Consider the following 23,904-nt stretch of genomic DNA (forward strand, 5'->3'; position numbering starts at 1 on the left):
GAGCTCAGACGTTCATTGATATTGTATCAAATATCAGGATATGATGAGAGTGATGTCACATCGAAGGAGATGATATGAGTCAGCAGACTTTTGAGGATTTGCTCAAACTTGAGCCCTTCAACCCCGAGTACGTCGCTCGGGAGCCTTTCGGACTGTTGGGTTCTCGGTGCAGCGATTGCGGATACGTTACTTTTCCACAGCGCGCCTTCTGCCCGCGGTGTCGCAAACCAGAGGCCGAAATGGAAGTAGTGCGCCTGTCTCCCTACGGGCGCCTCCATACGTTCACTGTGATTCGGCAGGCCCCGCCAGGCACCCCGGTCCCTTATGCACTCGCTCAGGTGGACCTGGACGATGGCTGCCGCGTCATGGCCCAATGCGCCACTGAGAGCCCAGACGAACTGGCCATTAACGATCGGGTCGAGGTCATGCCGGCAGAGTTTCGTTCGCGCGGGAATGAAGCCGTGCTTGGGTACAAGTTCCGCCTGATAAGTGAGGAAATAGCATGAGTATTGATCCCGCCAACGTTGCAGGCGTCGGAATGATTAGGTTCGGAAAGTTTCCCGCGTCAGTGACCCTTGAACATATGGCCGCAGCAGCATCGCGCGAGGCCATAAGCGACGCTGGTGCGAAGGTGACGGATATCGACGCCTTGTATGTCGGTCATGTCTTCGGAGGACCCGTTGCCGGGCAGCGAATCGCAGTCAATCTTGGTCTCGATGGTTTGCCGATTACAAACTTGGAGAATTACTGTGCCAGCGGGGCCACAGCCATCCGTGAAGCTTGGGTGGCACTGGCAGCTGGCCTGCATGATGTCATACTCGTCATTGGCGTCGAGAAAATGACCGACCGGGTCGCCGGAGGAGTCAAACCTGATCCAGGCGACCTTGACGCGGCCGTGGGCTATGTCATGGCCGCAGGCCACGCCATGAGCGCCCGCCGCTACATGGCGGATCATGGAGCAACCCGGGAACAGATTGCCTCAGTTGCTGTTAAAAACCATGCGCATTCCGTGCATAACCCGTATGCCCAGTACCAGCACGCGATCAGCCTCAATGACGTTCTGTCTGCCCGACCCATAGCAGATCCACTTGGATTGTTGGACTGCAGCCCGATCTCCGACGGTGCGGCCGCGATGATTCTGTGCAGTTCGAATGGATTGAAACGCCTTGGAATCGCGGCCGGCAGCACCCCTCGCATTCTAGGCTGTGGCCTGGTCAGCGGAAGCCTTCAGTTGGGTTCCGATGATCTGAACGACGAGGATGTTTCCCGAAGGGCGGGGGCCGCTGCATGGGAACTGTCTGGAGTGGGCCCGAGCGAAATCGACTTCGTTGAAATGCATGATTGCTTCACCATCGCAGAAATCGTCCGCATGGAAGGGCTCGGTCTCATACCCGTCGGTCAAGGCGGACGGTGGACACAGGACGGACTGACCAGCATTGGCGGCAAATTGCCGGTGAATCCCAGCGGGGGACTGTTGTCCAGGGGCCATCCGGTAGGCGCAACAGGCGTTGCGCAGGCCTGCGAACTCACCTGGCAGCTCCGCGGTACAGCCGGGGGGCGCCAGATCGAGTCAGCCCGCGTCGGCCTTGCCTACTGCAAGGGCGGAACCGTTAACGGCACCGACGGTGGATCGGTCACAACCGTGGTGATGGCGCAATGAACATCAGTGCACTTCCGGATAGCGATATCACTCCGTTGCGGGATTCTCCATCCAACCCTGCCTGGCTCGTCGGCTCATGCGAAAACGCACGCACGCTGCATAAATTGGTTCCGACCCTTCAGACGAGTGATGCCACAGAAACCACGCCGGTCGCTGCCCTCCAGTGCGTATGTGTTGTTCCCTCGATCCCTGAGCCTTTGCCGGCAGACCAATGGACCGCCGAAACCCTGGAGGCCTCCGTTGAGCAGCCGCTGCTGTGGACAGTCACGGAACTTCAAACGGTAATCAGCCGACTCATCGAAGCCGAGAAGCCTGGCCGGCTGGTTGTGGCGCTCCCGTCCGATCATGCGATGGGCGTTGACGGTAACGCCGCAGCAGGAACGGTTTGCGGAGGAATTCTCTCCATGTGCCGCACTTTGTCCATGGAGCTCAAACGCAAATCCATAGCCGTGAACGTCCTACTGGTCGACACGGATGCCTGCCTCGAGCTTCCGGACGTAGCCGCATCGCTTCGCCAACAGTTGGCGCTATTGCTGGATCTCGATTCCTGGATGACTGGTCAGGAAATCTGGGTCGCTGACGGTTCTGAGCTGGGAAGGAAACGACCATGACCGACATCAAAGTAGCACTGGTCACGGGTGCTGCCCGCGGCATTGGACGGGCGATCGCCCTCCGGCTCGCGTCCTCCTCCTATCACGTGGTTGTCGGCGACCTGGATCACGCCGCAGTCCTGAGGGTCCAGGAAGAGATCGAACAGGGCGGGGGCAAGTCGACGGCCGTTCAGCTTGACGTTACTGCCAAGGACTCCAGAGAGGCGACACTGCGTCTTTGCTCTGAAAAGTTAGGACGACTGGATGTGTTGGTCAACTGCGCCGGCGTCCTAAAGGATGTGCTCATTGAACGCATGCCCCTCACTCTCTTTTCGAGCCTGATGGCGGTTAACCTCATCGGCCCCCTGGCCCTCATTGGAGCCTCCGTGGACCTCATGCGACGCAGCGGGGGAGGAGCGATAGTCAACATCTCGTCGCGTGCATGGCTCGGCACGTTCGGGTCCACAGCATACTCAACCTCAAAGGGCGGACTAGTCGGGGCCAGCCGCTCTCTGGCCTTGGAATTGGGCCGATATGGGATCACGGTCAACTGCATCGCTCCCGGCTTCATCGAAACCGAGATGACAGCGGCGCTTCCTGAACATGTTCGGCAACAGATATTTGCATCCATCGCTGTACGCCACATCGGGCAGCCAGACGACATTGCCCGAGCCGTTGCCTTTCTGGCAGAGGCCCCATATTGCACGGGACAGGTGCTGCCCGTCTGCGGAGGACGAAGCATTGGGGTCCCTGAACTTTCCGTCAACGAAGAACTTAAGGAACACCAGTGAGCAGCAACCAACCTGAAGCGGTCACGGCCAGCGCCCTTATCCGGGAAGCAGCCAAAAATCATCCCAACAACGTGGCTTACACGTTCCAGAACCGGCACACTACGTTCGCCGAATTTGACCATGAGGTCACCCACTGGGCCAAGGCCCTGATGAACCTGGGAGTCGAACGCGGCGAAGCAGTTTCCATACTGGCCGGAAATCACCCCCATTTTCTTCGCCTGGCATTCGCAGCTGCCCGGATCGGCGCACATCTGGCCCCCCTGAACACCTGGCATAAAGCCGACGAACTCCAGTACACGCTGCAGCACTCGGACGCTGTCGTATTGTTCACCGTGGACGCCTTACGTGCGCACAACTTCAACACTGTGTTCGCGGGATTTTTGCCGGAGCTGAACGACCTGGCCCCCCGTCCTGAATTCAAAGCCGCACCGATTCTGCGTAACGTCGTCTCTCTGGGCGAGGGCTTGCCCGGGATGCAAAGTCTCGAGGCCTTCCTTGAAGGCGCCAAGAACATCACAGATTCACAGTTGGCGGCGCGTGAGCTCCAAAACACCTCGTCAGATCTTATGTATCTGCTGTACACCTCGGGCAGCACATCGAAGCCAAAATCCGTCATGATCCATCAGGGAAATCTACTGGAGAACGGCTTCCACATGGGCGAACGGCAGGGTATTGATGAAAGGGACCGGTCCTGGCTCGCCACCCCGCTCTTTTACGGGGTAGGCGCGTTGCAGGCGTTGTTTTCAACGTGGACGCACTATGCCCGCCTGGTTTTGCAGGAAGCCTTTGACCCGGCAGAAGCCATCACTCTCCTTGATCAGCAAAGGTGCACTGTCTACTACGGCTTCGGCAATCTCACCCGCAAGTTGCTCTCACATCCCAGCTTCGACAAATCGAAAGTCCACCTGCGAAAAGGCATGATCGGATTCTCCGAAGAGGACCGGCGACTGGCAATTGAGGACCTTGGAGTCGTGCATGGAGTCAGCGTTTTCGGAATGACTGAGCTGTACGGCCTCGCCGCTTTGACTGACTACCGCGACCCCCTGGATGTGGTCATGACTACCCAGGGTAAGCCTTTGCCCGGGGTGGAAATCAGAATTTTGGATGTCGATTCGGGTGATCCTGTTGGCCCGAATATTGTCGGTGAGCTTGTCATTAAGGGCAGAACTACCTCCGGTTACTACAAGGACGACGCGCGGACAGCCGAAGCCTTCACGAAGGACGGATACTTCCGTACCGGAGATCTGGCCAGCCTGGATGAAAACGGACGGCTGGTCTACCAGGGCCGTCAAGGCGACATGATCAAGACCGGTGGCGTCAACGTTTCCCCGCAGGAGGTGGAGAAGCTCCTGGACACTGTCCCGGGAATCAAGCAAGCCCATGTCTGCGCTGTCAAGGATGAGGAACAGGGCGAGGCCATCGCAGCATTCATCGAAACAGATGCTGACGTGACACCGGAGACGATCCGCACTTTTCTCAAAGCCAGAGCCGCAAGCTACAAGGTTCCCAAGTACTTCTTTTACAAGTCCGACGAGTCCCTGCCGCGGCTGGCGAGCGGCAAAATCTCGCTTCCCGCGCTGAAGCAAGAGGCAGCTGACCTTGCCAAGGAGAAGGCGGGAGCGAAGTGAACAACGACGCAGCCTTGACCGAACACAGACCTGCAGCGGCTTCTAGTCAGCGTTCAAAGGTCGAAGCGATCAAGCTGCCTCCGAACGCTCGAATCGTTGCCTCCGGGCTTGGGTTTGTGGAAGGACCGTGCGCAGAGGGAGCAAATCACCTATTGGTGGCGAGCATCAATCGGGGCGTGGTGTACCGGATCTCGTTGGACGCCCCGAATGAGCCTGAGCTGGTGTTCGAGGCCGGGGGAGGACCCAACGGGCTCGCCACCGCCCCGGATGGATCAGTCTATGTAGCTCAGAACGGTGGGAGCGTCATGACGTCCCGGTCGAAGCTGCCGACAGCGCCCACCATTCAGAAGTGGGAAGGGCAGACGCTCAGCCCGGCGCTCTGCACCGGTGTAACCGCTCCGAGCGACTGTGTCATCGGACCGGACGGCATGCTCTGGTTTACTGATCCGGCCGACCACGAGATCTTTCAGAGGGGCAAGCCTGGCTCACTTCGAGCTTTTGATCCCACGACAGGGGAAGTGCGGACGCTACTTGATGGATTGGCTTTTCCAAATGGCCTGGCTTTCGGACCCACAGGATCCGAGATTTACGTTGCTGAGACATCTGCCAGGACAGTCTCGCGCTATCAGCTCACGGATAAGGGCCTGGAAGCTGACGGATGGATAGCGAAGGTCGAGACTGGCCATCCTGACGGAATCGCGCTGGACGCTGCCGGGTGGCTCTGGGTAGCTGGCAGTACGGGCCACAACATTATGGCCTTTGACGCCACCGGTACCCTGCGCCAGGAGGTGCACCTCGGTGAAGGCGTTCTCGTGACGAGCCTCTGCTTTGGGGGTCAGGACCGGATGAAACTTTATGTGACCACACCCAAAGGCGGCTGCGTCATCGAAATACCGGCACTCCGCCCTGGGCTTCCTCTTCCAGCGTTCCGCAGCCACGCTTCGTCCGATCCAAAGAAAGTTGCTTGGGCATGACCATGGCAGACGAATCGGAGCATTTGATCCAACAATATGCCGCGCGCTACGGCCATGTCGGTGACGGCTTAAGACTCCTGATAGAGTCCGATCCTGAATTCGCAGGTGCGCTCGGAGACTACGTTGCAGCGTCTTCGGAGGCGGGTTCACTTGAGCCGAAGATTCGTGAGCTTCTCTTGCTGGCGCACGATGTATCCATCACCAACCTCGATCGTGACGGTGCGCAGCGACGCGTCGTGAAGGCATTAGACGCCGGGGCGACTGAAGGCGAGATTCGTCATGTCATCGAACTGGTGACAATGCTGTCGCTTCATGGACTAACCAGAGGACTACCCATGGTCCCAGGGCTTGCCACCGGGCCGGGTCCCGTGGCCTCCAGCCGCGGAGGCTATTGGGATGCCTTCGAGGAGGCGTTCCCTGCTTTCCACCAGAGGTTGGAGGAAGCGAACCCGGCGGCATTCACTTCGTATCAGCGAATGGGTGCCGCGCTGTGGCGCAAGGGAGGGCTGGAGCCAGTCTGGGCGGAGCTCGTTTTTGTGGTGGCCGACCTGTCCAATACACACCTCTTTACGGACGGAGCAGCTTTCCACATCAGGAATGCGCTCCACTACGGCGCGACCGGCCAACAAGTGGTGGACGCAGTCTTCCTGACCGTTCCCAGCATCATCCGCAGCATTGATGTCGGCTTCCTCGCTCTCCAGGATGGTCTGGCCCAGCATCGGGAAGAGAAAGCACACCACGTAGCCGAGTAGGACAGCCAGTCCACATTCTCGTCGCATGCCTGAAACAAGTTACCGAGAGAGAAAACAGCAAGATGGCGCATTTTCTTGTTACATTCGGCCACCCGGATCGAGTTGGCTGGGTGCGACATCTTAAACCGCATCTGGACTGGATACTTGCCCAGGTCGAGTCCGGTTGTCTTCTGGCGTCAGGACCTACTGTCGGTACAGTTCCCCGAGGCGGCGCACTAATTTTCAGGACAGAGGACCTCCGATCACTTCAGGATATTTTGGATGCTGACCCATTTTTCATTGAAGGCCTGGTCGCTGACGTCATGATTCTGGAGTGGGACCCGATATTTGGTGCGTTCCAGCCGGATTCAAGTGGCCTCACTTACACAGACCTGCTGGAAACCTTCACGTAAGACACGCTCAGGAATTAGCGGGGCTTCCGACGCAGCGCCATTCCGGCGAAACCGGGCACGGGGGACCCGTCAGGAGAGACAGCGTTGTTCTTATCGGGCGCCTCAATCCAGGGACCGGGAACGGCAGGCCCTGCGCGGGCTGGCATTGAAAGAATCGGGACTTGTCTGGTCTTAACGGGCCTCGGCACTTCAGGGAACCACAGGTCGCCCCCTTGAACCTCCCAGGGAAGGCTACCAGGCGGTTGCCTGCATCTGTGCGGTCCCCTCAAGTGCAGGATCGCCGGCTCCAGAGCCTTGACCCGTGAGTCCTTCGGTGCCCGTTCGAATCTCGGTGGCCCCTCCGGTTTGATCGCTCGTGCAATCGCGATCCGGGGAAATATCCGGCCGCTCCGCTATCGATCCCCTTTGGCTAAACCTTTAACACGATGTGCCCGGGGACATGCGTCCACCACGGAACCAGCCATCCGGTCGTTGTTATGAACAGAGTCGCTCAGTTGCAACGGTCACAGAAACCTAGTTTTCGAACCGATACGGACGTTAACTCAACTGTTGGGTCCGTAGTGACCCCAGGGGTTACGTGTCGGTGAGTACGCCGGCTTCCCGAAGTTTTTCGACGACGTGACGGCCTTCGGCAACGGTGTGCTCCACGGACGCCTGATCTGCGGCAGCACCGTCGCGGCTCTGCAGCGCCTCCATGATTCGGGCGTGGCTCGTGTTTGCCTCATCGATGGAGCCCGAAGGGTTTTCGTATACGGTTCTTGGGAGGTTGTGCCCGAGCTGTCGTAGTACGGACAGGAGCCGACGGCTTCCACCCGCTTGGGTAATCAGGGCGTGGAACTCCCAATTGAGATTATGGAATTCTTCCTTGCTCTGGGTTTCGCACATGGTTTTGTGCAGCTCCCACAGCCGAGCGAGCGTTATGTCGTTCAGCCGCCGAGCCGCCCGGTTCGCCGCCAAGCCCTGGATCATTCCGTACATGCGGTAATGATCATCGATGTCTTCCTGCATGATGGGCACAACGAATGTTCCGCGGTGGGGTTCTGAGGTAACTAGTCCCTCCGTCTCCAAAGTGATCAGTGCTTCACGCACTGGCAGCCTGCTCACCCCAAGGTCCGCAGCCAGAGCGTCCTGCGGAATCCGCTGGCCGCTTTTCAGCGTCCCATCAAAAATGAGCTCTCGAATCCTCGCAGCGACGTGTGCGCTCATTGCGATTCGAGGAGCCTTGGGATTGGGAGCATCTTCAGAGATCAGACGGAAGGAATTACGGGGATCAGTCAGCGAGACGTCTGCCTCCTTGGTAGATGGCTTAGCCACTATTTTTCCTTCCCTTAAGATGAGTGAGGACCTGGATTTGATATTACATCAAATCCAAGTCCTCACGTGAGGGTTAGCGCACAGGCAACGAGGGGTCGCCGTTGCTGTGCAAGACTGCCTTGACGACTTCGGCATCCACGTACACGGGGCGCTTAGCCAGCATCACAACCGCTGCCGCACCTACTACTGCCCAGAATGCCACCCAGATACTCACCAGCAGCGTGGAGCCGGTCAAACCGTACAGCAGCGTGGCAAGGAACGGTGTGGTGCCGGCAAGGACACTTACGGACAGAGCCTGGCTCACTGCAATTCCAGTGAACCTCACGCGAGGGTCAAAACGGCTGGCAAGCAACGCGGCCTGGGGGGCAAGAAGTGCGGCGTGGGCGCCGGCGAGAGCCACGGTAAAGCCCATGAAAGTCAGCAGGGGGGACTTGGAGTCCATCGTGGTGAAGAGCAGGAAGCAGGAGGGGACGGTTATCGCGCACCCAATGAGAATGATCGCCTTGTAGGAGAAGACATCGCTGAGCCAGCCGAACAGCGGGATTGCAAAGAAGTAGACGGACGCAGCCAATAGCAGGGAGTTGAGCACGGAGCTGCTTGTCATCGATGCGACTGTCGTTCCGTACGATACTGCGTACGTGCTCACCACGTAGAAAAGTACTGCCCCGGGCGCGACCACACCAATGGCAAGCAGGATGTCGCGCCATTGCGTCTTGAACAGTTTGCCGATCGGTGCACGCTCCTTTTTATCGCTTTTGGCTAAAGCGGCGAAGACTGGGCTCTCTTCAAGACTGAGACGAATGATCAGGGTGACGATGAAGAGTACCGAGCTCATGAGGAACGGCAGTCTCCACCCCCACGTCGTGAAGGCGTCTCCTGAGATGGCGGTGCTGATGTTCACTGCTGCGGTCGCCAGCAGAAGCCCACCGGGCGCGCCGACGTAAACAAGACTTCCGTAGAAGCCCCGTCTCTTGTCCGGAGCGTGCTCGACGAGCATAAGGGCGGCTCCGCCCCACTCACCGCCGAGGGAGATACCTTGCAGAAACCGCAGAAATACCAGCAGCGCCGGGGCGAGCCAGCCTATTTGTGCCTCGGTCGGAAGGCAGCCGATCAGAACGGTTGCACCTCCCATCAAGGCCAGGGACCAAATGAGGGTGGCGCGTCGGCCGAGGCGGTCGCCCATGTGGCCGAATATAAAGGCACCGACGGGCCTGGCGAAAAAGCCGACCGCAAAGGTTGCAAATGCTGCCAAGGTACCGGCGAGGGGGCTGTAGCTAGGGAAAAAGAGCTTGCCAAACACCAGTGCGGCGGACGTGCCGTAGATGAAGAAGTCGTAGTACTCAAGCGTGGTGCCGGCTACTGCGGCGGCTCCCAGTTTGACGTGACCAGTGCGCTTTATTGATTGTGAAGACATCGGATACTTCCTGTCGAAGCTAACGATGAGCTGGTGGGCGGTCTACGTCTACCGGGCCATCTCATTCTATTGAGCCGGGCTTGGATTCAGCCTCGAGTGTGGTCAACTGCGAAGACCGGGCCGGCAAGGTTCGGATTGTCCATTGCCACTGGATCCGTTCCTGTCTAGTTATGGATCAAAAGTTTTCGCGGGCGGCGTTGCCCGGTTGACGCTGATGACGCGGGACGTGAGATGCAGCCCTACGCGTGATTGATCATTTATCAAATATTAGAGTGGCACAGGTCACGCCGTCAACCCCAGATGCTGGTGTTTCGGCGGATTTGGCGTGACCACCCCTATGCCATTGCAAGAGACCTAGGGCTGGCGCCGCGCTCAGAGACTTGATAATGTATCAAAAAGGCCGACATTGCCCTGTACAGTCAACTGAATTGAGACCCCTTGAAAGCCATCGTTGTCGAAGCCCCGGGATCTCCCGATGTCCTGCAGATGAAATCCATACCGGATCCGGTACCGCTCGGTCGAGAATGCCTCGTTCGAGTCATGGCCTGCGGCGTTACCTCTCACGATATTGCGACCCGGAACGGCACCTTGCGCCGCGGTGTGGTGATGCCCGTGATTTGCGGTCACGAAATTTCCGGGGAAGTAGTCGACGTCGGGCCGGATGTAACTGAATGGCGGGTCGGCGACCAAGTCGTAAGCACTCAACGGCGACGAGTATGCGGCCGCTGCCGATGGTGCCGCACGGGTAGGGAGACCCTCTGCCCCGACCAGGAGTTCCTTGGTGACGTCGGACTCAATGGCGGGTACGCGGAGTTGGTCCTGATAGAGGAAGACAACCTTGTGGCCAAACCGCGTGCTCTTTCCCACGCAGAGGCATGCATTGTGGCCAGCGCTGTCGGAACGGAGTTGAATGCCCTCCGCGATGTGGCGCAGGTCCGAGTAGGTGAGACCGTTCTAGTGACCGGGGCCGGGGGAGGGCTGGGGATCCACGGCATTCAGGTAGCAGCTGCTTGCGGAGCGCGTACCTTGGCGGTCACCACGGCTGCCGATAAGGTGTCCCGGCTTCAGGAGCTCGGTGCCGAAGTCATCCTTGCGGAGCGGGGCGTCGACTTCTCTCCGCTTGTACTGGAGGCCACGAACGGAGAAGGCGTGGACGTCGCCATCGATAACGTAGGAAGTGCAATCTTTACTGATATCCGGCGGAGCATGGCGCGGGGAGGCAGGTGGGTGCTGGTCGGTCAGCTCACAGGAGAATTCATTCAATTCAACCCCGCTCAGCTGTTCCTGCGGGGCATTCATCTCATGTCTGCGCTCAGTACCTCGCGAGATCAACTCAGGGCAGCCCTTTCCCTGGTTGAGCGCGGTCAGGTCAAACCCATCGTCAGCCATGAACTCCCGCTGGCCGACGTTGCTGAAGCGCACAGACTCGTTGAATCCGGAAAGAGTTTCGGACGCGTAGTCGTTTTACCCAACCTGTAGGTGCGCCTTCGGATGCCAGCAATAGCAACTCCCTGACAAGGTCAACTAACCGGCAGGGAAGCGAACATGGTGAAGCATCTGCCTCGGAGTCCACCTGCGCTGCGGGCAACCTTACGCACGTTGGTTGCCGCTTCGTGGAAAGTGTGACGTCGAACGAAAAAACCGGCAGACACACCTTCGTGTGCACCGAGGCCCTAGATCCCCTGGGTCCTACTGAAGTGTCTCGAGAGCGAGAAGCCTCACACCGAACACCGCCGCACCTAAAACAGGAGGTTCTGATGGGACTTCACATCCAGCACGATTGGCTCCCCGTAAGCCGAGAAATCGTGGAGATCCGTCGTCACGGAAAAACGGTGAGAAGGGGACGGGTTGAAACAGTCACCCCAGACGGCGCCGTCCTCTGGCTCGCTGCCGACGGACCTCATACCCGCGGGATGTTTGAACGATCCGAAGGCTATGAGGTGTGGATTGAGTACAAGTGGGAAATTCAAACCCTCGAGCGATCCTGGTCAAAGGTGACTGCCGTTCGCCCGTCGCCGGCTGTGAACCGGTTTCGCTCAAGTGGGTCAGCCCCATAAACATCTATGCACGCACCCCGGTAGTAATCACTGCTGTTACTCGGGACAACGAAAAGGACCAAGGCATGAGTGAAGTTCAACCCCGCATCAGCGGCGAAGATGTCAGCACCGAACTGCAGGCTATTCGTTACGAGTTAGCTGTTCTATCCTTCGGACTGACTGATGCAGCACGAGCGGAAGAAGGCGTGAAACCATGGGTGGACAGTCCGGACGCCCAGGGTCAGCTCCTCGGAGCCTGGACAACAGAGCATGGAACCCTAGGGAAGATCTTTGTCCTTCGTTCTTTTTCGGATCAGGAGCAGCTTGATGATGAGCGCAAGCGGGCGCGGCTTGCGTCCAACCCGTTTGGAGCCAGGGACCATCTCACGGATCTCACCCTTAACGGCTTTGCGCCCTTCCCGTTCATGCCGCCCGTGGAGCCGGGCCAGTTTGGATCTATATACGAGATCCGCGATTATCACCTGCGCCCTGGAGGCCTCCCGGCAACTATTGAAGGCTGGAGGAAAGCGCTCCCGAATCGCGATCCCATCAGCCCCGTCACCGTTGTGATGTATGCCCTCGACGGGCCGGCCAGGATCGTCCATATCGTTCCCTTTCCCGGCTTGGACGAGCGTGTCGCTATCCGCAAGGGACTAGTCGAGCAGGGCATCTGGCCGCCCCCTGGAGGGCCTGAACAAATCCTCGAGGGGCAATCGATAATGGCATGGCCAACGCCATTTTCGCCGCTGAGGTGAGGTGCAGGGGGACCACACGAACCCTGGGGCTCGTCCCAGCTTAAAGGGGTGAGCTGAATTGAAGAACTCCTACGAGTATGAAAAGGGCTTGCTATGAAGAGAATGCTGTTCATTGGACCGCCCGGTTCCGGAAAAGGAACGCAGGCGGAACGCATTTCCGAACGCCTTGACGTCGTTGCGATTTCCACCGGTGACATCTTCCGGGCCAACGTGAAAGGCGAGACTGCTCTGGGCGTCGAAGCCAAGAAGTACATGGATGCCGGGGACTTTGTTCCTGACAGCGTCACCAACAAGATGGTCCGGGATCGCCTCAGCGAGGACGACCTCGGAACCGGCTTTCTGCTGGACGGTTACCCCCGCACCATCGCACAGGTGGACCACCTCGACGAGATCCTCGCCACCGGCGAGGAGAAGCTCGACCTCGTCCTGCAGCTGACCGCCGACGACGAGGAACTGGTCCACCGCCTGTTGGGTCGGGCCAAGGAGACCGGCCGGAGCGACGACAACGAAGCCGTCATCCGCCACCGCTTGGACCTGTACCACGAGCAGACTGAGGCAGTCGTTGCAAAGTACGCCGAGCGAGGGATCCTCACCCAGGTTGACGGCATCGGCGCGGTAGACGAAGTCGCTGGCCGGCTGATTGCAGCCATCGAAGCCTAACCTCAGTACTTGTCGAAGACCCGAAGCCCGCATCAGCAGGTGGCTCTCGCAGGCCGTGGACAGCTAATCGCTGCTGCGCGGAACGTTCATGTAAGTCAGAGGCAATCTGTAGATGAAGCTGACTTCGTTGGCCATCATTGGCTCATTCCGCTACGTCGGCTGGGGTTTGTTGCCCCAATTAAATGCATAGGCTCTAAGCTTTGTCGAGGAGCGCCAGAACTGACAAACAGTGGTTGAAGAATGCATGCACGCCACATTTGGAAGGAGGTCGCGAAACGGCCGCGGCACCCGGTGCTGCTGAGCCCTTGACGGGTGAGGTTGTCGTTATAGCGCCGGGAGGGCTACCGCGACGAGGTCTTCGGCCGAGGTTTCGATGAACCTAGTTAGTGGTCGTTGGTGCCTGGACCAGGCCCGCGCCGACGTCCCACGGGTCCGTTCCGGCCTTGAGTGGGCTGAACGTTCCTGACGCGATCATTTTGGACTGCAGGAGGACCGGACTGAGCGGCCCCTGCGCAAGAAGCCGTTCCGCCCACAGCGCGGTTACCCCGGCCACGTGTGGGGTGGCCATACTGGTTCCGCTAATGGTTTTGGTGCCGCCGTTGAGCCACGCGCTGAAGACCCCGACTCCGGGACCGGCGACAGTTGCCATCGTATTGGAGAACGGTGCCACGGTGAGTCCGCCGACACCGTCGGCTAGGGCTGCCACAGACGTGATGCCGTACGCTGCAGCCGGCGGGGCAACGTTGATCTCGTAGGCGGGATTGCCGGTGCGTTTGCTTTCGTTGCCTGCGGCTGCGATGACTACTGTGGTCTGGGCGACGGAGGCGCGGGCGTTGAGAAGGTTGGCTAGCTGTTCGAAAAGCCGGATGTTGGCGCGGTAGCCTTCGAGGGCGATCGAGGTGGCGGCGGGGATGGATAGTCCGTTCACCTTGACCAGTTCGTCAACCCAGCCGGGGAAGTCCATGCCCAACGACATGGAGATGACGTGGGCGCCGTTGTCGGCAGCCCACAGCATTGACGTGGCAAGAATGTCGCTGCTGCCGCCGTTCGGGCCTCCGAGGACCTTGCCGATCAGGGCTTTCTGGACGCCGCGGGCGACGCCGATCCGCTGGCCAGCGAGGTCGCGGCCGAAGATCGTGCCCGCGCAGTGCGTGCCGTGGCCGTTGTCGTCCTCGGCGCTGCCGGCGCCTGTGAAATCTTTCGTGACAAGGTTGACGCCGGCGAAGGCCGGGTGGTCAGCGTCGATGCCGGTATCCAGAACTGAGACGGTCACCCCTGCGCCTGTGTAGGGGGAGGTATCTGCGCCCACGGCACTGACGCCCCATGTCACGGTAGAGGCGGGGGCAGCAGGTGCTGCCAGGGGTTCGATGAGTTTCATCGGCATGGCGGGGGCGAAGCCGAGGACGGTGGGATCGTTTTGCAGCGCGTTGATAGTGGAACTTGAGGGGTTGTCGGTCCTCTCTATGGTCATTCCCACAGCCCGTTCCGCGAGGTTCTGGTCAGCGGTGTCGTATCCTCGGGCTCCTGGCCCGTCGAAGGGGTCGCGGGTGGCGCGCAGGGCAGGGGCGCGTAGAATGACGATTTTTTGGTTGAGTAGTTTGGACATCGTGTGCTCCTCGGCCGCTTCACAGAAACGCAGGCCGTTGGGGCCCGGGCTGCTGTGTGGGTGTTTGCAGGATCCGGCGAATCGGCCGGACAAAGGAACGGGAGGACTCCCAGACGTGGAACTGCGCAGCGAACGGCAGAGACCCTGGATGCTTGACGGGGCAACCGATCAACATTTTTCAAGTAAACGTGCTAAAGGTTAGTCAGGACCCAAAGTGCTGTCAATGGGTCGCGTTGACTCATGGGAAAGGTCCGCGGAGGCCGATACGTTGCCTCATCTGAAAAGGTCCGGGAAGTTCCTGGCGCAGACATCCTTGAGGGATGGGACTGACGATGTGCAAGCTGAATATCCGCCACGACTGGCACGTTGAACCTGCCGAGGACGGAGGGCTATACACGCGTTGTCTGCGCTGCGGTAAGGATGGTGACAACGGGAATGGCGCCACTAACGGCTGGGCGCTGACGAAGTGGTGGTAGGCCTGCCGTTCTTAAACGTGCCCCATCCCGCCTAAAGGTAGTGCCGTCGGGGCCATCGCCAGGCTGCCGACAATATGCGCACGCAGGCCGAATGAAGCCCGCGTTAGTCCATTTCCGCCCGTTTATCCGCGCGTCCCTGAAGCCCGAGGGGGACATATGCGCTGCTATCGGCTAATCGAAACAAGCGGGGGACCGGTCTATTTCGTAGCCTATTCCAGGAGTTTCATCCAGCGTCACGCGGCCGATTCGAGGAGCTCGGAAAGCGAAGAGAACCAGAATTTTCCCTACTGCGTGTGATGGTGAGCCTTGACGTCCCGAGACATCAACTGTCCACGAAGTCCTGAGACATGAACTGTCCGGCCCGAGGTCTGGCATTGGTACCGGGCACACGGCCGGGTACGCCCGGACCCGACGCCGCAGTACCGTGCTGCGACGCGGCGGGCCGCTCGTAGGTCCGTGCTACTGATCGCGTTGGTCGTGATAGCTGTCGTGGTGGCCATGCCGGTGATTTACTGGACCGCCGTCCTCGTGCACGTGAGCTTGTACCAGATCGCGCCCGTGACTCTGGGTGTCCTCTTGGCGGGAGTGGCACTGATCTTCGCGATCTTCGTCGCGTGGTCCGGTGCCGTACGGGAGGCGCGGGAAGATGCGAGGCGGGAGGCCAACCGTGGCCGCATCTTTGGTAGCCCGGGCGGTGTCCTGGCCGCGGCGGAAAAGTTCGGTCGGGGCAGGGTTGAGGCGGGGGCGAGGGAAGTACAGCGCTTCTGCTGGAACTTCTGCTGCGAATCCCGGGAACCGCCGTATTCCACGGGCTGCAGTTCCCGGGACGCCAGGACGCTGATGTTGACCATGCGGTTGCGTTCGGGAACGTTGTCTACCTGCTGGACTCTAAGCTCTATCGCTGGGGCCAGTACGAATGGCGCCCGGCCGGGGAAAAGGATCTGATTGTACGCTCTGACGGGTACGGTCAAGGCAAGGCGAACTGGATGCACGCCGCCGCCTTTGGGTACCGGTCCCTGCTCGGGCCCGAGGTGGAAGTGATTCCCATGGTCGTGATCCACGGGCGCAGCACGTCCGTTGGGTCCTGCAGCATTTCGGCCCACGGGGTGCACATGCGTACGGCCCGCGACGCAATGGAGCGCATAGGGGACGCGATGGCGGGATCGATTGATCTAGGGCAAGACAATCCCGCCGTGCGTGTTGCTCTTCTCAGCAAGCTGAAGACGGGCTAACGCGCGGTGTTGCCTGGACTGGGACGGGAGTCGAAAGGGCCGTGGAGGACCCCGGAGCTAGTCCGTGGCCGGGGAAACCGGCACTGCGAGCTCCGTGGTGGGGAGGGCGGCAGCTGGTTGTGAGTGCTCAAAATCTGTCAAGAAAAAGGGTGTGCACATTGTGCACACCTTGGGCTGCGGACTCGGCCGTACAGGGGTCGGATCGGGCCGGATTCGGGATGTTTTCGGGGGAGTGGCGGATTTGCGAGGGTGGGAGTCTGGTTCGAGTCCCACCTCGGGCACGCATAACCCCTCGTCAGAGGGGTTTTTGCTTTAATGTGCGGACATTGACCCTCCGCGGGTCCCTCTGACGCTGTCCGCGGTCTGTGCCTGGCGCCGCGGTAGCCTGTTCGGTTGTGTGGGGCGGCGGGGTCAGGGTCCTGGCTGGTGGGCCTTCCGCCTGCTGGAATCTAGGGTTGCGGGTCGTCCTATCTGGCTGTTCCGGTGGCCAGTTGTTGGCCCTCACTCATTCATGGCCAGGAGTTGTGGTGACGACATGATGAAGCCGAGGTCTCGCCGACGGTCTGCCTCGGACAGCTGCTTCTCCGAACCAGACAGAGTCCACTCACTGCGTGTTTGTCCGGCCAAAGAGTGTGTGGACATTGTCCACACACTGTCCACGGGCGGCTGTTCGACCTGCATTTTGGTCCTTCCTCATGGTTCTGTCTTCACCTCGTCATGAAGTTTTCTGTTTCAGGCGACATGACTTTGTGGCCAGGACCGTAGTTTCCTAGGACGTTCCGGGTTCAGCGGGAACGTCTTTGGGGTGATCTGTGGCTGGCGCACGATCCGCAGACAGCGCGGAGGTGTGTGGGATCCGGACTCTTCTTCCGGGGGCGGTACGGGTTTGGTTCATCCGTAATACCTGTCCATAGGTGGACAAGCGCCTATCGTTTCCTCCCAGGGACATGGCACCGCTAAGAAAGGCGTCCCGCACGGGCCAGCGGTAGACGAGGCGGCTGCCGCGCCTCTCAGTCACGGGACCGTCACGGACCGTCATTCCGGAACACGGCGACGAGCACGCTGGCGGCAATGGCATGGACAGGTAGTCGGCGGCTGGCGGGCACCGGGTGTGTCTGTCAGATTTGTGCGTTGTTCTAATAGCGGAGTCACCGCTGGGTTTGAGGGTCCGAAGTGCAAACTTGGGGAACCGGGGACCGTTCAGAGTTTCGCGAGGAAATAAGCGACGGAGGAGCGCCGAACGAAACTTTGGATCGTGAGCGGTGCGCAGCGCCCTGGTTGCAGGAGGACCCGCCCAGCGAGGATGGGGATCAGAATGACAAACAGCGAAGTTGCTTCTGCTGGTTCGTGGAGGTGGGGGAGCGGGACGGCATGAGTTCCGATTTCTGTTCCGATTGTGATCAGCCGCGAGAATCGGTTGAAGCCATGCCCCGACTGATGGGCACCAGTCCGTCTGCCGGCGGGGAATGAAGCCGTGGCCAGTTCCGGACGGACTGCCGCCGTCACAATCGGGCACGTGCTTCTGGCCGGACGCTGCGGCCAATCAGGCTGATCAGATCGGCTGTGGCGGTGACGTGAGCGTTTTCGTGGTCATCTGCTCTTACTTATGTAGCGTGTCCGAATTAGCCGTCTGCTCTTGTGGTGTCTTTGCTAGAGGAGATCCGTGCTGGGTATGAGTGCCCGGGTTGCGTGCAGGCACCGCCCAGCGATGATTGGTCACCAGAAGGCGCTGCCTGGGGGAGGGACACCGCAAGCTGTTGGGCTATCCGGGTAGGTCTCGCCTGGCCCCAAGGAGTCCTTGGTCATCGTGTCCGCGCCCGCCCAGATGCATTTCTGAAGCGTCCTGTGTACAGTCCGGCTGTTCATTTCGAGCTGTCCAGCTACGCCAACAATTCTCCGGGCTGAGTGATGATGAGCTCCGTCGCTACGTCAAGATCCATGCCATCAACGTGACACAGCCTGCGAAGCCCGTAGCCGTAATTCCCTTAGAACAGCGGCCAGGGCACCGCCGACATCTCACCGCTCGGAGCCGGAAACCGCCCTGCCAAGCGCAACCGGGTGCAGCGCGCGGCGAGCGATGCGATTTCTTCGGCGCTGAGCAAGTCCGCCAGGTCTCGGCCCAGCCCACCGCGCAGTCCTTCGCTGACACGATCGATGCCGTCGTGTTCCTCGGTGGTCAGAGCGTCTCCCAGCCATCCCCACAACACCGTGCGCAGCTTGTGGTCACGGTGGAAGGTGAGCCCATGGTCCACACCGTGCCGGTGTCCGTCCGTCATGGCCAGAATGTGGTCGCCTTTTCGGTCGGCGTTGTTGACGACCATGTCGAACACCGCCAGGCGTCTGAGCGCTGGCGAGTCTTCGTGAACGAGGGCGAGCATCCGTCCGTTCTCATCTCGTCCCTCGAGAACGTGTTTCCAGCCCGTCTCCGGCACGTGGTCCGCCGCGATCAGGTTCACGGCGCTTTGGGCGGGGTCCTGCTCCTGCCAGAGCTGCACCATTCCTTCGCCCAGCGGACCATCGCGCAGCCAGGTCTGCGGCACGACGTCCCAGCCGAGGACCTGTGAGACCAGGTAGGCGGCCACCTCCCGCTGAGCCAGGGTGCCGTGCGGAAAATCCCACAGCGGACTTTCGCCTGCTATCGGCTTATAGACGACCACCACGTCGCCGATGCTGCCCAGAAATGTAGCGTTTGAAGCCGTCGTGATGCGGCCGGTGAGCGTCAGCTCGGCGGTCACTAGGTCCGGTGCTGGCATCAGGCCTCGGGAAGGGTGCAGATGTGCCCGTCGGCGTCTATGGGGTAACCGCAGAGCGAGCACGTCGGACGCCCGGCGCCCACGATCTCACGGGTGCGCTTGGCGAATGCGCGGGCGGCGCCGACCGGCATTCGCACCAGCAGCATTTCGGGCTCGTTAGCGCCGTCCTCATCAAGCGATTCGTCGTTGTCATCAGCCTCGACATCGGTGATGGGGTAGGCCTCTACTACGACCTGGGCCGTGGTTGGGTCCCAACCTAAGCTCATGGCTCCGGCGCGAAACTGCTCCTGAACGGCCTCGAGCTGATCATTGTCGACAAGTTCAATGGGAGTGCTCGTGGGAACGCTGAAGGGGTTGCCCTCGACGGTGATGAGCTGGTCGAGAATTTCGTCGATCTTCTCCGCGAGCAGAGCCGACTGCTGCTTCTCCAGGGCAATACTCACGATCTGCGTCCCTGCCCGCACCTGCAGGTAGAAAGTGCGCGCCCCCGGAAGTCCAATGGTGCCAACGACGACCCGATCAGGCCAGGCAAACTCGTGAACACGTGTAGGCATGTCAGTATTCTAGGCACATGAGGTTCATGGCGCCTTTTGCCCTGCACCGCCGCCCACCGGCGCATCGCCAGAATGGATGCCGTTCGACAGCCACGACAGATCACCCGCGTCGGTGTTGGTCGCGTAAACGCTCGGCCGGCTAGCGCCGTAGCGCACGATCGATACGGAGGCGGGGCCCACGTTAATACGCTGGAACAGGTCAAGGTGCATGCCGAGCGCGTCGGCAATGATTGACTTGATGATGTCACCGTGACTCACCGCCACCCACACGGCCCCTGGCCCGTACTCGGCTTCGAAGGCTGCATCGTGGCGTCGAATCGCTGCCACCGACCGAGCCTGCATCGCGGCCATGGATTCACCGCCGGGAAAGACGACGGCCGACGGTTGGGACTGCACAACCGGCCACAAATCCTCGGTCGCGAGATCACTGAGCGTGCGGCCCTGCCACTGGCCGTAATCGCACTCGGTGAGATCGAGATCGACCGGCGCGTACGGCGAGCCAGCCTGGCGATCGAGGATGAGCTGGGCGGTCTGCTGACAACGCTCAAGAGGGCTCGACACCACCGCGACTACGGGCACGGCCGCGAGCCGGTCTCCGGTCAGAGCCGCCTGGTCGCGCCCGATCTGATCGAGGCTGACGCCGACGGCCCGACCGGCCAGCAGTCCAGTGGCATTGGCTGTGGTGCGGCCGTGCCGCACGAGAATAACTGTCGCCATCCACCCAGCCTAACCACCCGCTCGATGGCGGTGTGAACCGTACCGGGTCGCGCGTCGAACAGGCAGATAAAGCACTGGGGGAACCCTTCAAGCACGCCGACGCGCTTAGAGCCGCCCAGACGGGCTCGGCACGCATTGACCAGCCCATGGCTGCCGCAGCAAAACCGGAAGAACCGGCACTGCCAGAACCCCCGGTTGAAGTCGACCCCCGCATGGAGGACGTCCTGTACCCGCTCCGCGTCGGATCCAGTAGTTCCCGCACTCTCAGAGCGGGTCGTGTGCCATTAATTGTGGTGGACCACACCGACCCCGCGCTGTGCGCCCAGAACCAGGGCGCGGGCACTCTTTGGAGACGACGGCGGGCGACGACGCGGCCCGAACGGCCCGCCTCAACGCCTACTAAATGGCGGCTTGCGCCAGCGCAGCGCCCATCTTGGTTCGGAACTACTCGAACTGCTCGCACGCCTGGCGAAGGGAAGTCCCAATGGACTTCATGTCCGCGAGGCAGCCGTGGGTCATAAAGCGTTGGGGGGAGCGTTGGCCAGGTCACCGCTGCGATGTTCCCGAACGACGTGCGGGCCTTGACCTTCGTGCGCCAGGCACGGGCCGCGTCCCTGGACGTGCCGAACGATGTGTCGGTCACCGGCTGTGGGGGTGGGCATGGGTTTGGACCTTCTGGGGCTGGCAACGCTCCGTATCCCGGTGGAAGCCGTGGCCCGCCGTGCCTTGGAAGTCCTGGGGGGACTTGATGCGCGGCCGCTCTGCGCCTGTGCGGCACGAGCTTTTCCCTCGTGTCTTTACCGCCGGAAGCACGTTGGCGCCGCCCCGGCGCTGATCCAGCTTCGGTGCGCCTGGCACTCAGGGGCGTGGAGTGGCTGTTTGGTGCATTTTGAGGCGTCGGGGTGGACTGCGGATCACCTGCCCAGCATGATGAAGCCGTGATGACGGAACATTCTGTACGCGGGGCGAGGCCGCGGCGGGCTATGACCGCAGCCTGAGGAGCAAGATTATCCGGGCGCGGCGGACTATCTTTCCTTAGTGGAATCCGCCGACGTCGTTGCCGCCATTGTCGCGTCGCTCAAGGTCGCCCCCATCCAGCATCGCAAGGCCAAGGACATTCTCCGGGCCGCGAGGCTGGTGCTGCTGCCCGAGGACAACGCCCACGTCGCCTCGGACCTGAAGAAGATCAAGGAAGGCAAGAAGCTCTCGCCCATCCTGATGGTCAGGGGCGACCTGGCCCGAGGGATTCCCGCAATGGTGGCCGATGGCTACCATCGGGTATGCGCAAGCTACTACACGGACGAAAACACCGACATTCCACTCAAACTGGCTGATGCGCCGCGGTAACTACCGCAAGCCAGCCGCAATGCCGGTGGAAGGAGGAAAGTGTCGTTCTTTCAGCTTTCGCTGATCGCCGCGGTCGCGCTACTCGGGCCGCTGCTGGCACTTTCCCGGAAATGGCACCTTCCCGTGGTTCTCGGGCAGTTGCTGGCTGGTATCGCCGTCGGGCGCACGGGTTTGGGTCTGGTGGACTCCTCGGATCCCGCGTTCACTTTTGTGGCGGACGTCGGGTTCGCCCTCATCATGTTCGTCGCCGGAACGCATGTCCCAGTGAGGGACGAAGCCATCCGCCCGGCACTGGGCGCGGGCGTGCTGCGTGCCGGCATCGCCGGAGTGCTGGCGGCCGCCGTCGGAATTGGCATTGCCTTTGCCTTCGGCACCGGCCATGCTCCCCTTTACATCGTTCTGCTCGCTTCCTCTTCGGCTGCCTTGGTCCTGCCGATCGTCGATTCGCTGCGGCTGAGGGGGCCAAAGGTCCTGACGACGACGGCGCAAGTGGCGGTGGCGGACATCGCCTGCATTGTGGCGCTTCCGCTTGCCGTCGACCCACCCAATGCGCCGAGGGCTGCCGTAGGGGCAGCCGTCGTCGCGGCGTGCGCCGCGGTTTTGTTTTTTGTGCTTCGCTGGCTGGAGCGCAGCGGCACGCGCGGACGGATGCATGACGTGTCCGAGGATCGGAAGTTCGCCCTGGAGCTGAGGATCCAACTTGCCTTGCTGTTCGCGCTCTCCGGTCTTGCTGTGGCGGGCCACGTGTCCATCATGCTGGCTGGGTTCTCCTTCGGTCTGGTGGTGGCAGCGGTGGGCGAACCGCGGCGATTGGCTCATCAACTCTTCGCCGTCAGCGATGGCTTTCTAGGGCCAGTGTTCTTCGTCTGGCTGGGCGCATCGCTGGATCTGCGCGCCGTTGCGGGAAGCCCCAAAATGGTTCTCCTCGGGATTTGCCTTGGTGTGGGAACGTTGCTGGTCCATGGAAGCCTGAGGCTACTGGGCCAGCCTCTGCCGCTCGCGGTGCTTGCAGCGTCCCAGTTAGGAGTGCCCGTTGCCGCCGCCACTATCGGCTCACAATTGCATCTCCTGGAACCGGGAGAGGCCGCGGCCATGATCTTCGGCGCCCTGATCACTATCGGGGCGAGCACCGCCGCGGGCTCACGGGCCGCCCGCTCGTTTACACAGCCCGCCCCGGCGCCGGCGGGCAACCCATCCGGGGACGGCCCGACCTTGGCTTAGTAGTTCGCCTAAGCGGCAGCGCAACTTCCGCCAGTCTCTGAGCTGCATGCTGTGGCCGGTCCCGTGAAGCCATCGTCCGGGGACCCTTATCAGAATCTCAGAAATTCCCCGGCCTGGAAGTTGTAGGAAAGGAATTCTGGGGTGTGCGGAACAAATTTGGTCCGGCCATGCCCAGGAAGCAGCCTCGCCGGCATGAAAATGCAGCGCACCGGATACGCCACGGAAAGTCACCGGCGCCGCGGAGCCTGACTAGGCCTGTTGTTCTTGATTGTTCTGGCAATATCCAAGGCTTGAGTCACGAGCATGGCGGTGTCGCTGCTGGCCATGACGAAGTCGAATCCCTGGTCCAGTGCGGCGCGGGCGCCGGCAGCGGTTCCGGATGCGAAGCCGCATGGTTTTCCGGCTTGGTGGGCGGCGTCCAAAGCGTGGAGGTAGAGTCGGATGACTTCGGGGTCGGTGGGTGTTGTTCCCATGTCCATGCTGAGGTCGGCGACGCCGATGAACAGGGCGTCGACGCCGTCGGTTGCCGCGATCTTCTCGACGTTGTCGATGGCGAGTTTGCTTTCGAGTTGGGGGATACAGAGTGCGGTCTCGTTGCCCGATGCGAGGTATTCCGTTGTGGGGAGGGTGCCCCATCGTCCGGCGCGGCTGGTGCTTCCTGCTCCTCTGATGCCCCTGGGTGGGAAGCGGACGGACCGGGCGGCCAGTTCGGCCTGCTCGGGGGTGTCGATGTGCGGGATTAGAACGCCGGCCGCCCCCGCGTCAAGGATCCGTTGGATGGTCGAGGGCTTGAGCTCTTGGACGCGTACCAGGGCGAGCAGGCCTTCGGATGTTGCTGTGTTGATGAGCTGGTAGGCGGTGCGGATATCGATCGGGGCGTGTTCCTGGTCGATGACCACGAAGTCGTAGTCGGCGTGGGCGAGGATCTGCACCGTTTCGATGGTTGGTAGTTTGACCCAGGTGCCGACCGACCCGGGTGTGTTGAGGATGGACATAGGGGCCCTTCTTCGAACGTAGTGAGCGGCGGGGATT

At 60.9% G+C, this 23,904-nt stretch carries 21 protein-coding genes; 13 read left to right on the forward strand and 8 right to left on the reverse strand.

The annotated features are described in order from the left end of the window. Positions 1-74 precede the first annotated feature (74 nt). From CXQ91_RS25825 to CXQ91_RS25830, 8 genes are all read left to right on the forward strand, one after another. A complete protein-coding gene (locus CXQ91_RS25825; RefSeq protein ID WP_104175898.1) occupies positions 75-506 on the forward strand; it encodes a Zn-ribbon domain-containing OB-fold protein in 432 nt (143 codons plus the stop codon). Then, positions 503-1,660: a thiolase family protein gene (locus tag CXQ91_RS21430; RefSeq protein WP_104175899.1), complete on the forward strand. Its 1,158-nt coding sequence runs from the start codon at positions 503-505 to the stop codon at positions 1,658-1,660. Before CXQ91_RS25825 ends, CXQ91_RS21430 begins: the two co-directional genes overlap by 4 nt. After that, complete coding sequence (locus tag CXQ91_RS21435; protein WP_146072407.1) at positions 1,657-2,271, forward strand: hypothetical protein; 615 nt, start codon at positions 1,657-1,659, stop codon at positions 2,269-2,271. The genes CXQ91_RS21430 and CXQ91_RS21435 overlap by 4 nt, the downstream gene beginning before the upstream one ends. Next, the gene (locus tag CXQ91_RS21440; RefSeq protein WP_104175901.1) at positions 2,268-3,041 is read left to right on the forward strand and encodes an SDR family NAD(P)-dependent oxidoreductase; all 774 of its coding nucleotides are present in this window, start codon (positions 2,268-2,270) and stop codon (positions 3,039-3,041) included. Before CXQ91_RS21435 ends, CXQ91_RS21440 begins: the two co-directional genes overlap by 4 nt. Then, positions 3,038-4,669, forward strand: coding sequence for a class I adenylate-forming enzyme family protein (locus CXQ91_RS21445; protein ID WP_104175902.1), 1,632 nt, complete (start codon positions 3,038-3,040; stop codon positions 4,667-4,669). Before CXQ91_RS21440 ends, CXQ91_RS21445 begins: the two co-directional genes overlap by 4 nt. Then, complete coding sequence (locus tag CXQ91_RS21450) at positions 4,666-5,643, forward strand: SMP-30/gluconolactonase/LRE family protein (protein WP_219816567.1); 978 nt, start codon at positions 4,666-4,668, stop codon at positions 5,641-5,643. Before CXQ91_RS21445 ends, CXQ91_RS21450 begins: the two co-directional genes overlap by 4 nt. Beyond that, a complete protein-coding gene (locus tag CXQ91_RS21455) occupies positions 5,640-6,395 on the forward strand; it encodes a carboxymuconolactone decarboxylase family protein (RefSeq protein WP_104175903.1) in 756 nt (251 codons plus the stop codon). The genes CXQ91_RS21450 and CXQ91_RS21455 overlap by 4 nt, the downstream gene beginning before the upstream one ends. 62 nt (positions 6,396-6,457) lie before the next feature. Beyond that, on the forward strand, positions 6,458-6,787 hold the full coding sequence (locus CXQ91_RS25830; RefSeq protein WP_104175904.1) for a YciI family protein: 330 nt from the start codon (positions 6,458-6,460) through the stop codon (positions 6,785-6,787). A gap of 573 nt (positions 6,788-7,360) precedes the next feature. On the opposite strand, the gene CXQ91_RS21465 is transcribed toward CXQ91_RS25830, so the two are convergent. Beyond that, positions 7,361-8,101 carry a GntR family transcriptional regulator gene (locus CXQ91_RS21465; RefSeq protein WP_219816569.1) on the reverse strand — a complete coding sequence of 247 codons (741 nt, stop codon included), beginning with the start codon at positions 8,099-8,101 and terminating at the stop codon, positions 7,361-7,363. Positions 8,102-8,174: 73 nt separating this feature from the next. Next, positions 8,175-9,515, reverse strand: a complete 1,341-nt coding sequence (locus CXQ91_RS21470) for an MFS transporter (RefSeq protein ID WP_104175906.1) — start codon at positions 9,513-9,515, stop codon at positions 8,175-8,177. A 540-nt stretch (positions 9,516-10,055) separates the two neighbouring features. Between CXQ91_RS21470 and CXQ91_RS25835 the strand changes: the two genes are divergently transcribed. From CXQ91_RS25835 to CXQ91_RS21485, 3 genes are all read left to right on the forward strand, one after another. Then, the gene (locus tag CXQ91_RS25835; RefSeq protein ID WP_374953693.1) at positions 10,056-10,994 is read left to right on the forward strand and encodes an alcohol dehydrogenase catalytic domain-containing protein; all 939 of its coding nucleotides are present in this window, start codon (positions 10,056-10,058) and stop codon (positions 10,992-10,994) included. A 643-nt stretch (positions 10,995-11,637) separates the two neighbouring features. Then, positions 11,638-12,306 (forward strand): NIPSNAP family protein, encoded by a 669-nt coding sequence (locus CXQ91_RS21480; protein WP_104175908.1) that lies wholly within the window; start codon positions 11,638-11,640, stop codon positions 12,304-12,306. Positions 12,307-12,408: 102 nt separating this feature from the next. After that, complete coding sequence (locus tag CXQ91_RS21485) at positions 12,409-12,966, forward strand: adenylate kinase (RefSeq protein WP_181038997.1); 558 nt, start codon at positions 12,409-12,411, stop codon at positions 12,964-12,966. Positions 12,967-13,345: 379 nt separating this feature from the next. On the opposite strand, the gene CXQ91_RS21490 is transcribed toward CXQ91_RS21485, so the two are convergent. The 5 genes from CXQ91_RS21490 to CXQ91_RS21520 form a co-directional block, all read right to left on the reverse strand. Then, positions 13,346-14,572 carry a S8 family serine peptidase gene (locus CXQ91_RS21490; RefSeq protein WP_104175910.1) on the reverse strand — a complete coding sequence of 409 codons (1,227 nt, stop codon included), beginning with the start codon at positions 14,570-14,572 and terminating at the stop codon, positions 13,346-13,348. Between the two features lie 985 nt (positions 14,573-15,557). Further along, a complete protein-coding gene (locus tag CXQ91_RS24600) occupies positions 15,558-15,899 on the reverse strand; it encodes a hypothetical protein (RefSeq protein ID WP_146072408.1) in 342 nt (113 codons plus the stop codon). A 2,366-nt stretch (positions 15,900-18,265) separates the two neighbouring features. Further along, a complete protein-coding gene (locus CXQ91_RS21510) occupies positions 18,266-19,033 on the reverse strand; it encodes an SCO1664 family protein (protein WP_104175914.1) in 768 nt (255 codons plus the stop codon). Next, a complete protein-coding gene (locus CXQ91_RS21515; RefSeq protein ID WP_104175915.1) occupies positions 19,033-19,587 on the reverse strand; it encodes a DUF3090 domain-containing protein in 555 nt (184 codons plus the stop codon). The genes CXQ91_RS21510 and CXQ91_RS21515 overlap by 1 nt, the downstream gene beginning before the upstream one ends. Before the next feature lie 24 nt (positions 19,588-19,611). Further along, entirely contained in the window at positions 19,612-20,304 is a 693-nt protein-coding gene (locus CXQ91_RS21520) for a histidine phosphatase family protein (protein ID WP_104175916.1), read from the reverse strand. 1,038 nt (positions 20,305-21,342) lie between these two features. Here CXQ91_RS21520 and CXQ91_RS21525 point away from each other — a divergent pair. After that, entirely contained in the window at positions 21,343-21,651 is a 309-nt protein-coding gene (locus CXQ91_RS21525) for a hypothetical protein (protein WP_219816570.1), read from the forward strand. A 39-nt stretch (positions 21,652-21,690) separates the two neighbouring features. Next, on the forward strand, positions 21,691-22,872 hold the full coding sequence (locus tag CXQ91_RS21530) for a cation:proton antiporter (RefSeq protein ID WP_104175917.1): 1,182 nt from the start codon (positions 21,691-21,693) through the stop codon (positions 22,870-22,872). 227 nt (positions 22,873-23,099) lie between these two features. Here the strand turns inward: CXQ91_RS21530 and CXQ91_RS21535 are convergent, their stop codons facing one another. Further along, a complete protein-coding gene (locus CXQ91_RS21535) occupies positions 23,100-23,867 on the reverse strand; it encodes an HpcH/HpaI aldolase/citrate lyase family protein (protein WP_104175918.1) in 768 nt (255 codons plus the stop codon). Positions 23,868-23,904 lie beyond the last annotated feature (37 nt).

The sequence above is a fragment of the Arthrobacter sp. Y81 genome (assembly GCF_002929335.1).
Classification (GTDB): Bacteria; Actinomycetota; Actinomycetes; order Actinomycetales; family Micrococcaceae; genus Arthrobacter.

Excerpts from the sequence above, each read along its gene's own strand:
- CXQ91_RS25825 (WP_104175898.1), top strand. The coding sequence starts at position 75 with ATGAGTCAGCAGACTTTTGAGGATTTGCTCAAACTTGAGCCCTTCAAC.
- CXQ91_RS21430 (WP_104175899.1), top strand. The coding sequence starts at position 503 with ATGAGTATTGATCCCGCCAACGTTGCAGGCGTCGGAATGATTAGGTTC.
- CXQ91_RS21435 (WP_146072407.1), top strand. The coding sequence starts at position 1,657 with ATGAACATCAGTGCACTTCCGGATAGCGATATCACTCCGTTGCGGGAT.
- CXQ91_RS21440 (WP_104175901.1), top strand. The coding sequence starts at position 2,268 with ATGACCGACATCAAAGTAGCACTGGTCACGGGTGCTGCCCGCGGCATT.
- CXQ91_RS21455 (WP_104175903.1), top strand. The coding sequence starts at position 5,640 with ATGACCATGGCAGACGAATCGGAGCATTTGATCCAACAATATGCCGCG.
- CXQ91_RS25830 (WP_104175904.1), top strand. The coding sequence starts at position 6,458 with ATGGCGCATTTTCTTGTTACATTCGGCCACCCGGATCGAGTTGGCTGG.
- CXQ91_RS21470 (WP_104175906.1), bottom strand. The coding sequence starts at position 9,515 with ATGTCTTCACAATCAATAAAGCGCACTGGTCACGTCAAACTGGGAGCC.
- CXQ91_RS25835 (WP_374953693.1), top strand. The coding sequence starts at position 10,056 with ATGGCCTGCGGCGTTACCTCTCACGATATTGCGACCCGGAACGGCACC.
- CXQ91_RS21480 (WP_104175908.1), top strand. The coding sequence starts at position 11,638 with ATGAGTGAAGTTCAACCCCGCATCAGCGGCGAAGATGTCAGCACCGAA.
- CXQ91_RS21485 (WP_181038997.1), top strand. The coding sequence starts at position 12,409 with ATGCTGTTCATTGGACCGCCCGGTTCCGGAAAAGGAACGCAGGCGGAA.
- CXQ91_RS21490 (WP_104175910.1), bottom strand. The coding sequence starts at position 14,572 with ATGTCCAAACTACTCAACCAAAAAATCGTCATTCTACGCGCCCCTGCC.
- CXQ91_RS24600 (WP_146072408.1), bottom strand. The coding sequence starts at position 15,899 with ATGGTCAACATCAGCGTCCTGGCGTCCCGGGAACTGCAGCCCGTGGAA.
- CXQ91_RS21510 (WP_104175914.1), bottom strand. The coding sequence starts at position 19,033 with ATGCCAGCACCGGACCTAGTGACCGCCGAGCTGACGCTCACCGGCCGC.
- CXQ91_RS21515 (WP_104175915.1), bottom strand. The coding sequence starts at position 19,587 with ATGCCTACACGTGTTCACGAGTTTGCCTGGCCTGATCGGGTCGTCGTT.
- CXQ91_RS21520 (WP_104175916.1), bottom strand. The coding sequence starts at position 20,304 with ATGGCGACAGTTATTCTCGTGCGGCACGGCCGCACCACAGCCAATGCC.
- CXQ91_RS21535 (WP_104175918.1), bottom strand. The coding sequence starts at position 23,867 with ATGTCCATCCTCAACACACCCGGGTCGGTCGGCACCTGGGTCAAACTA.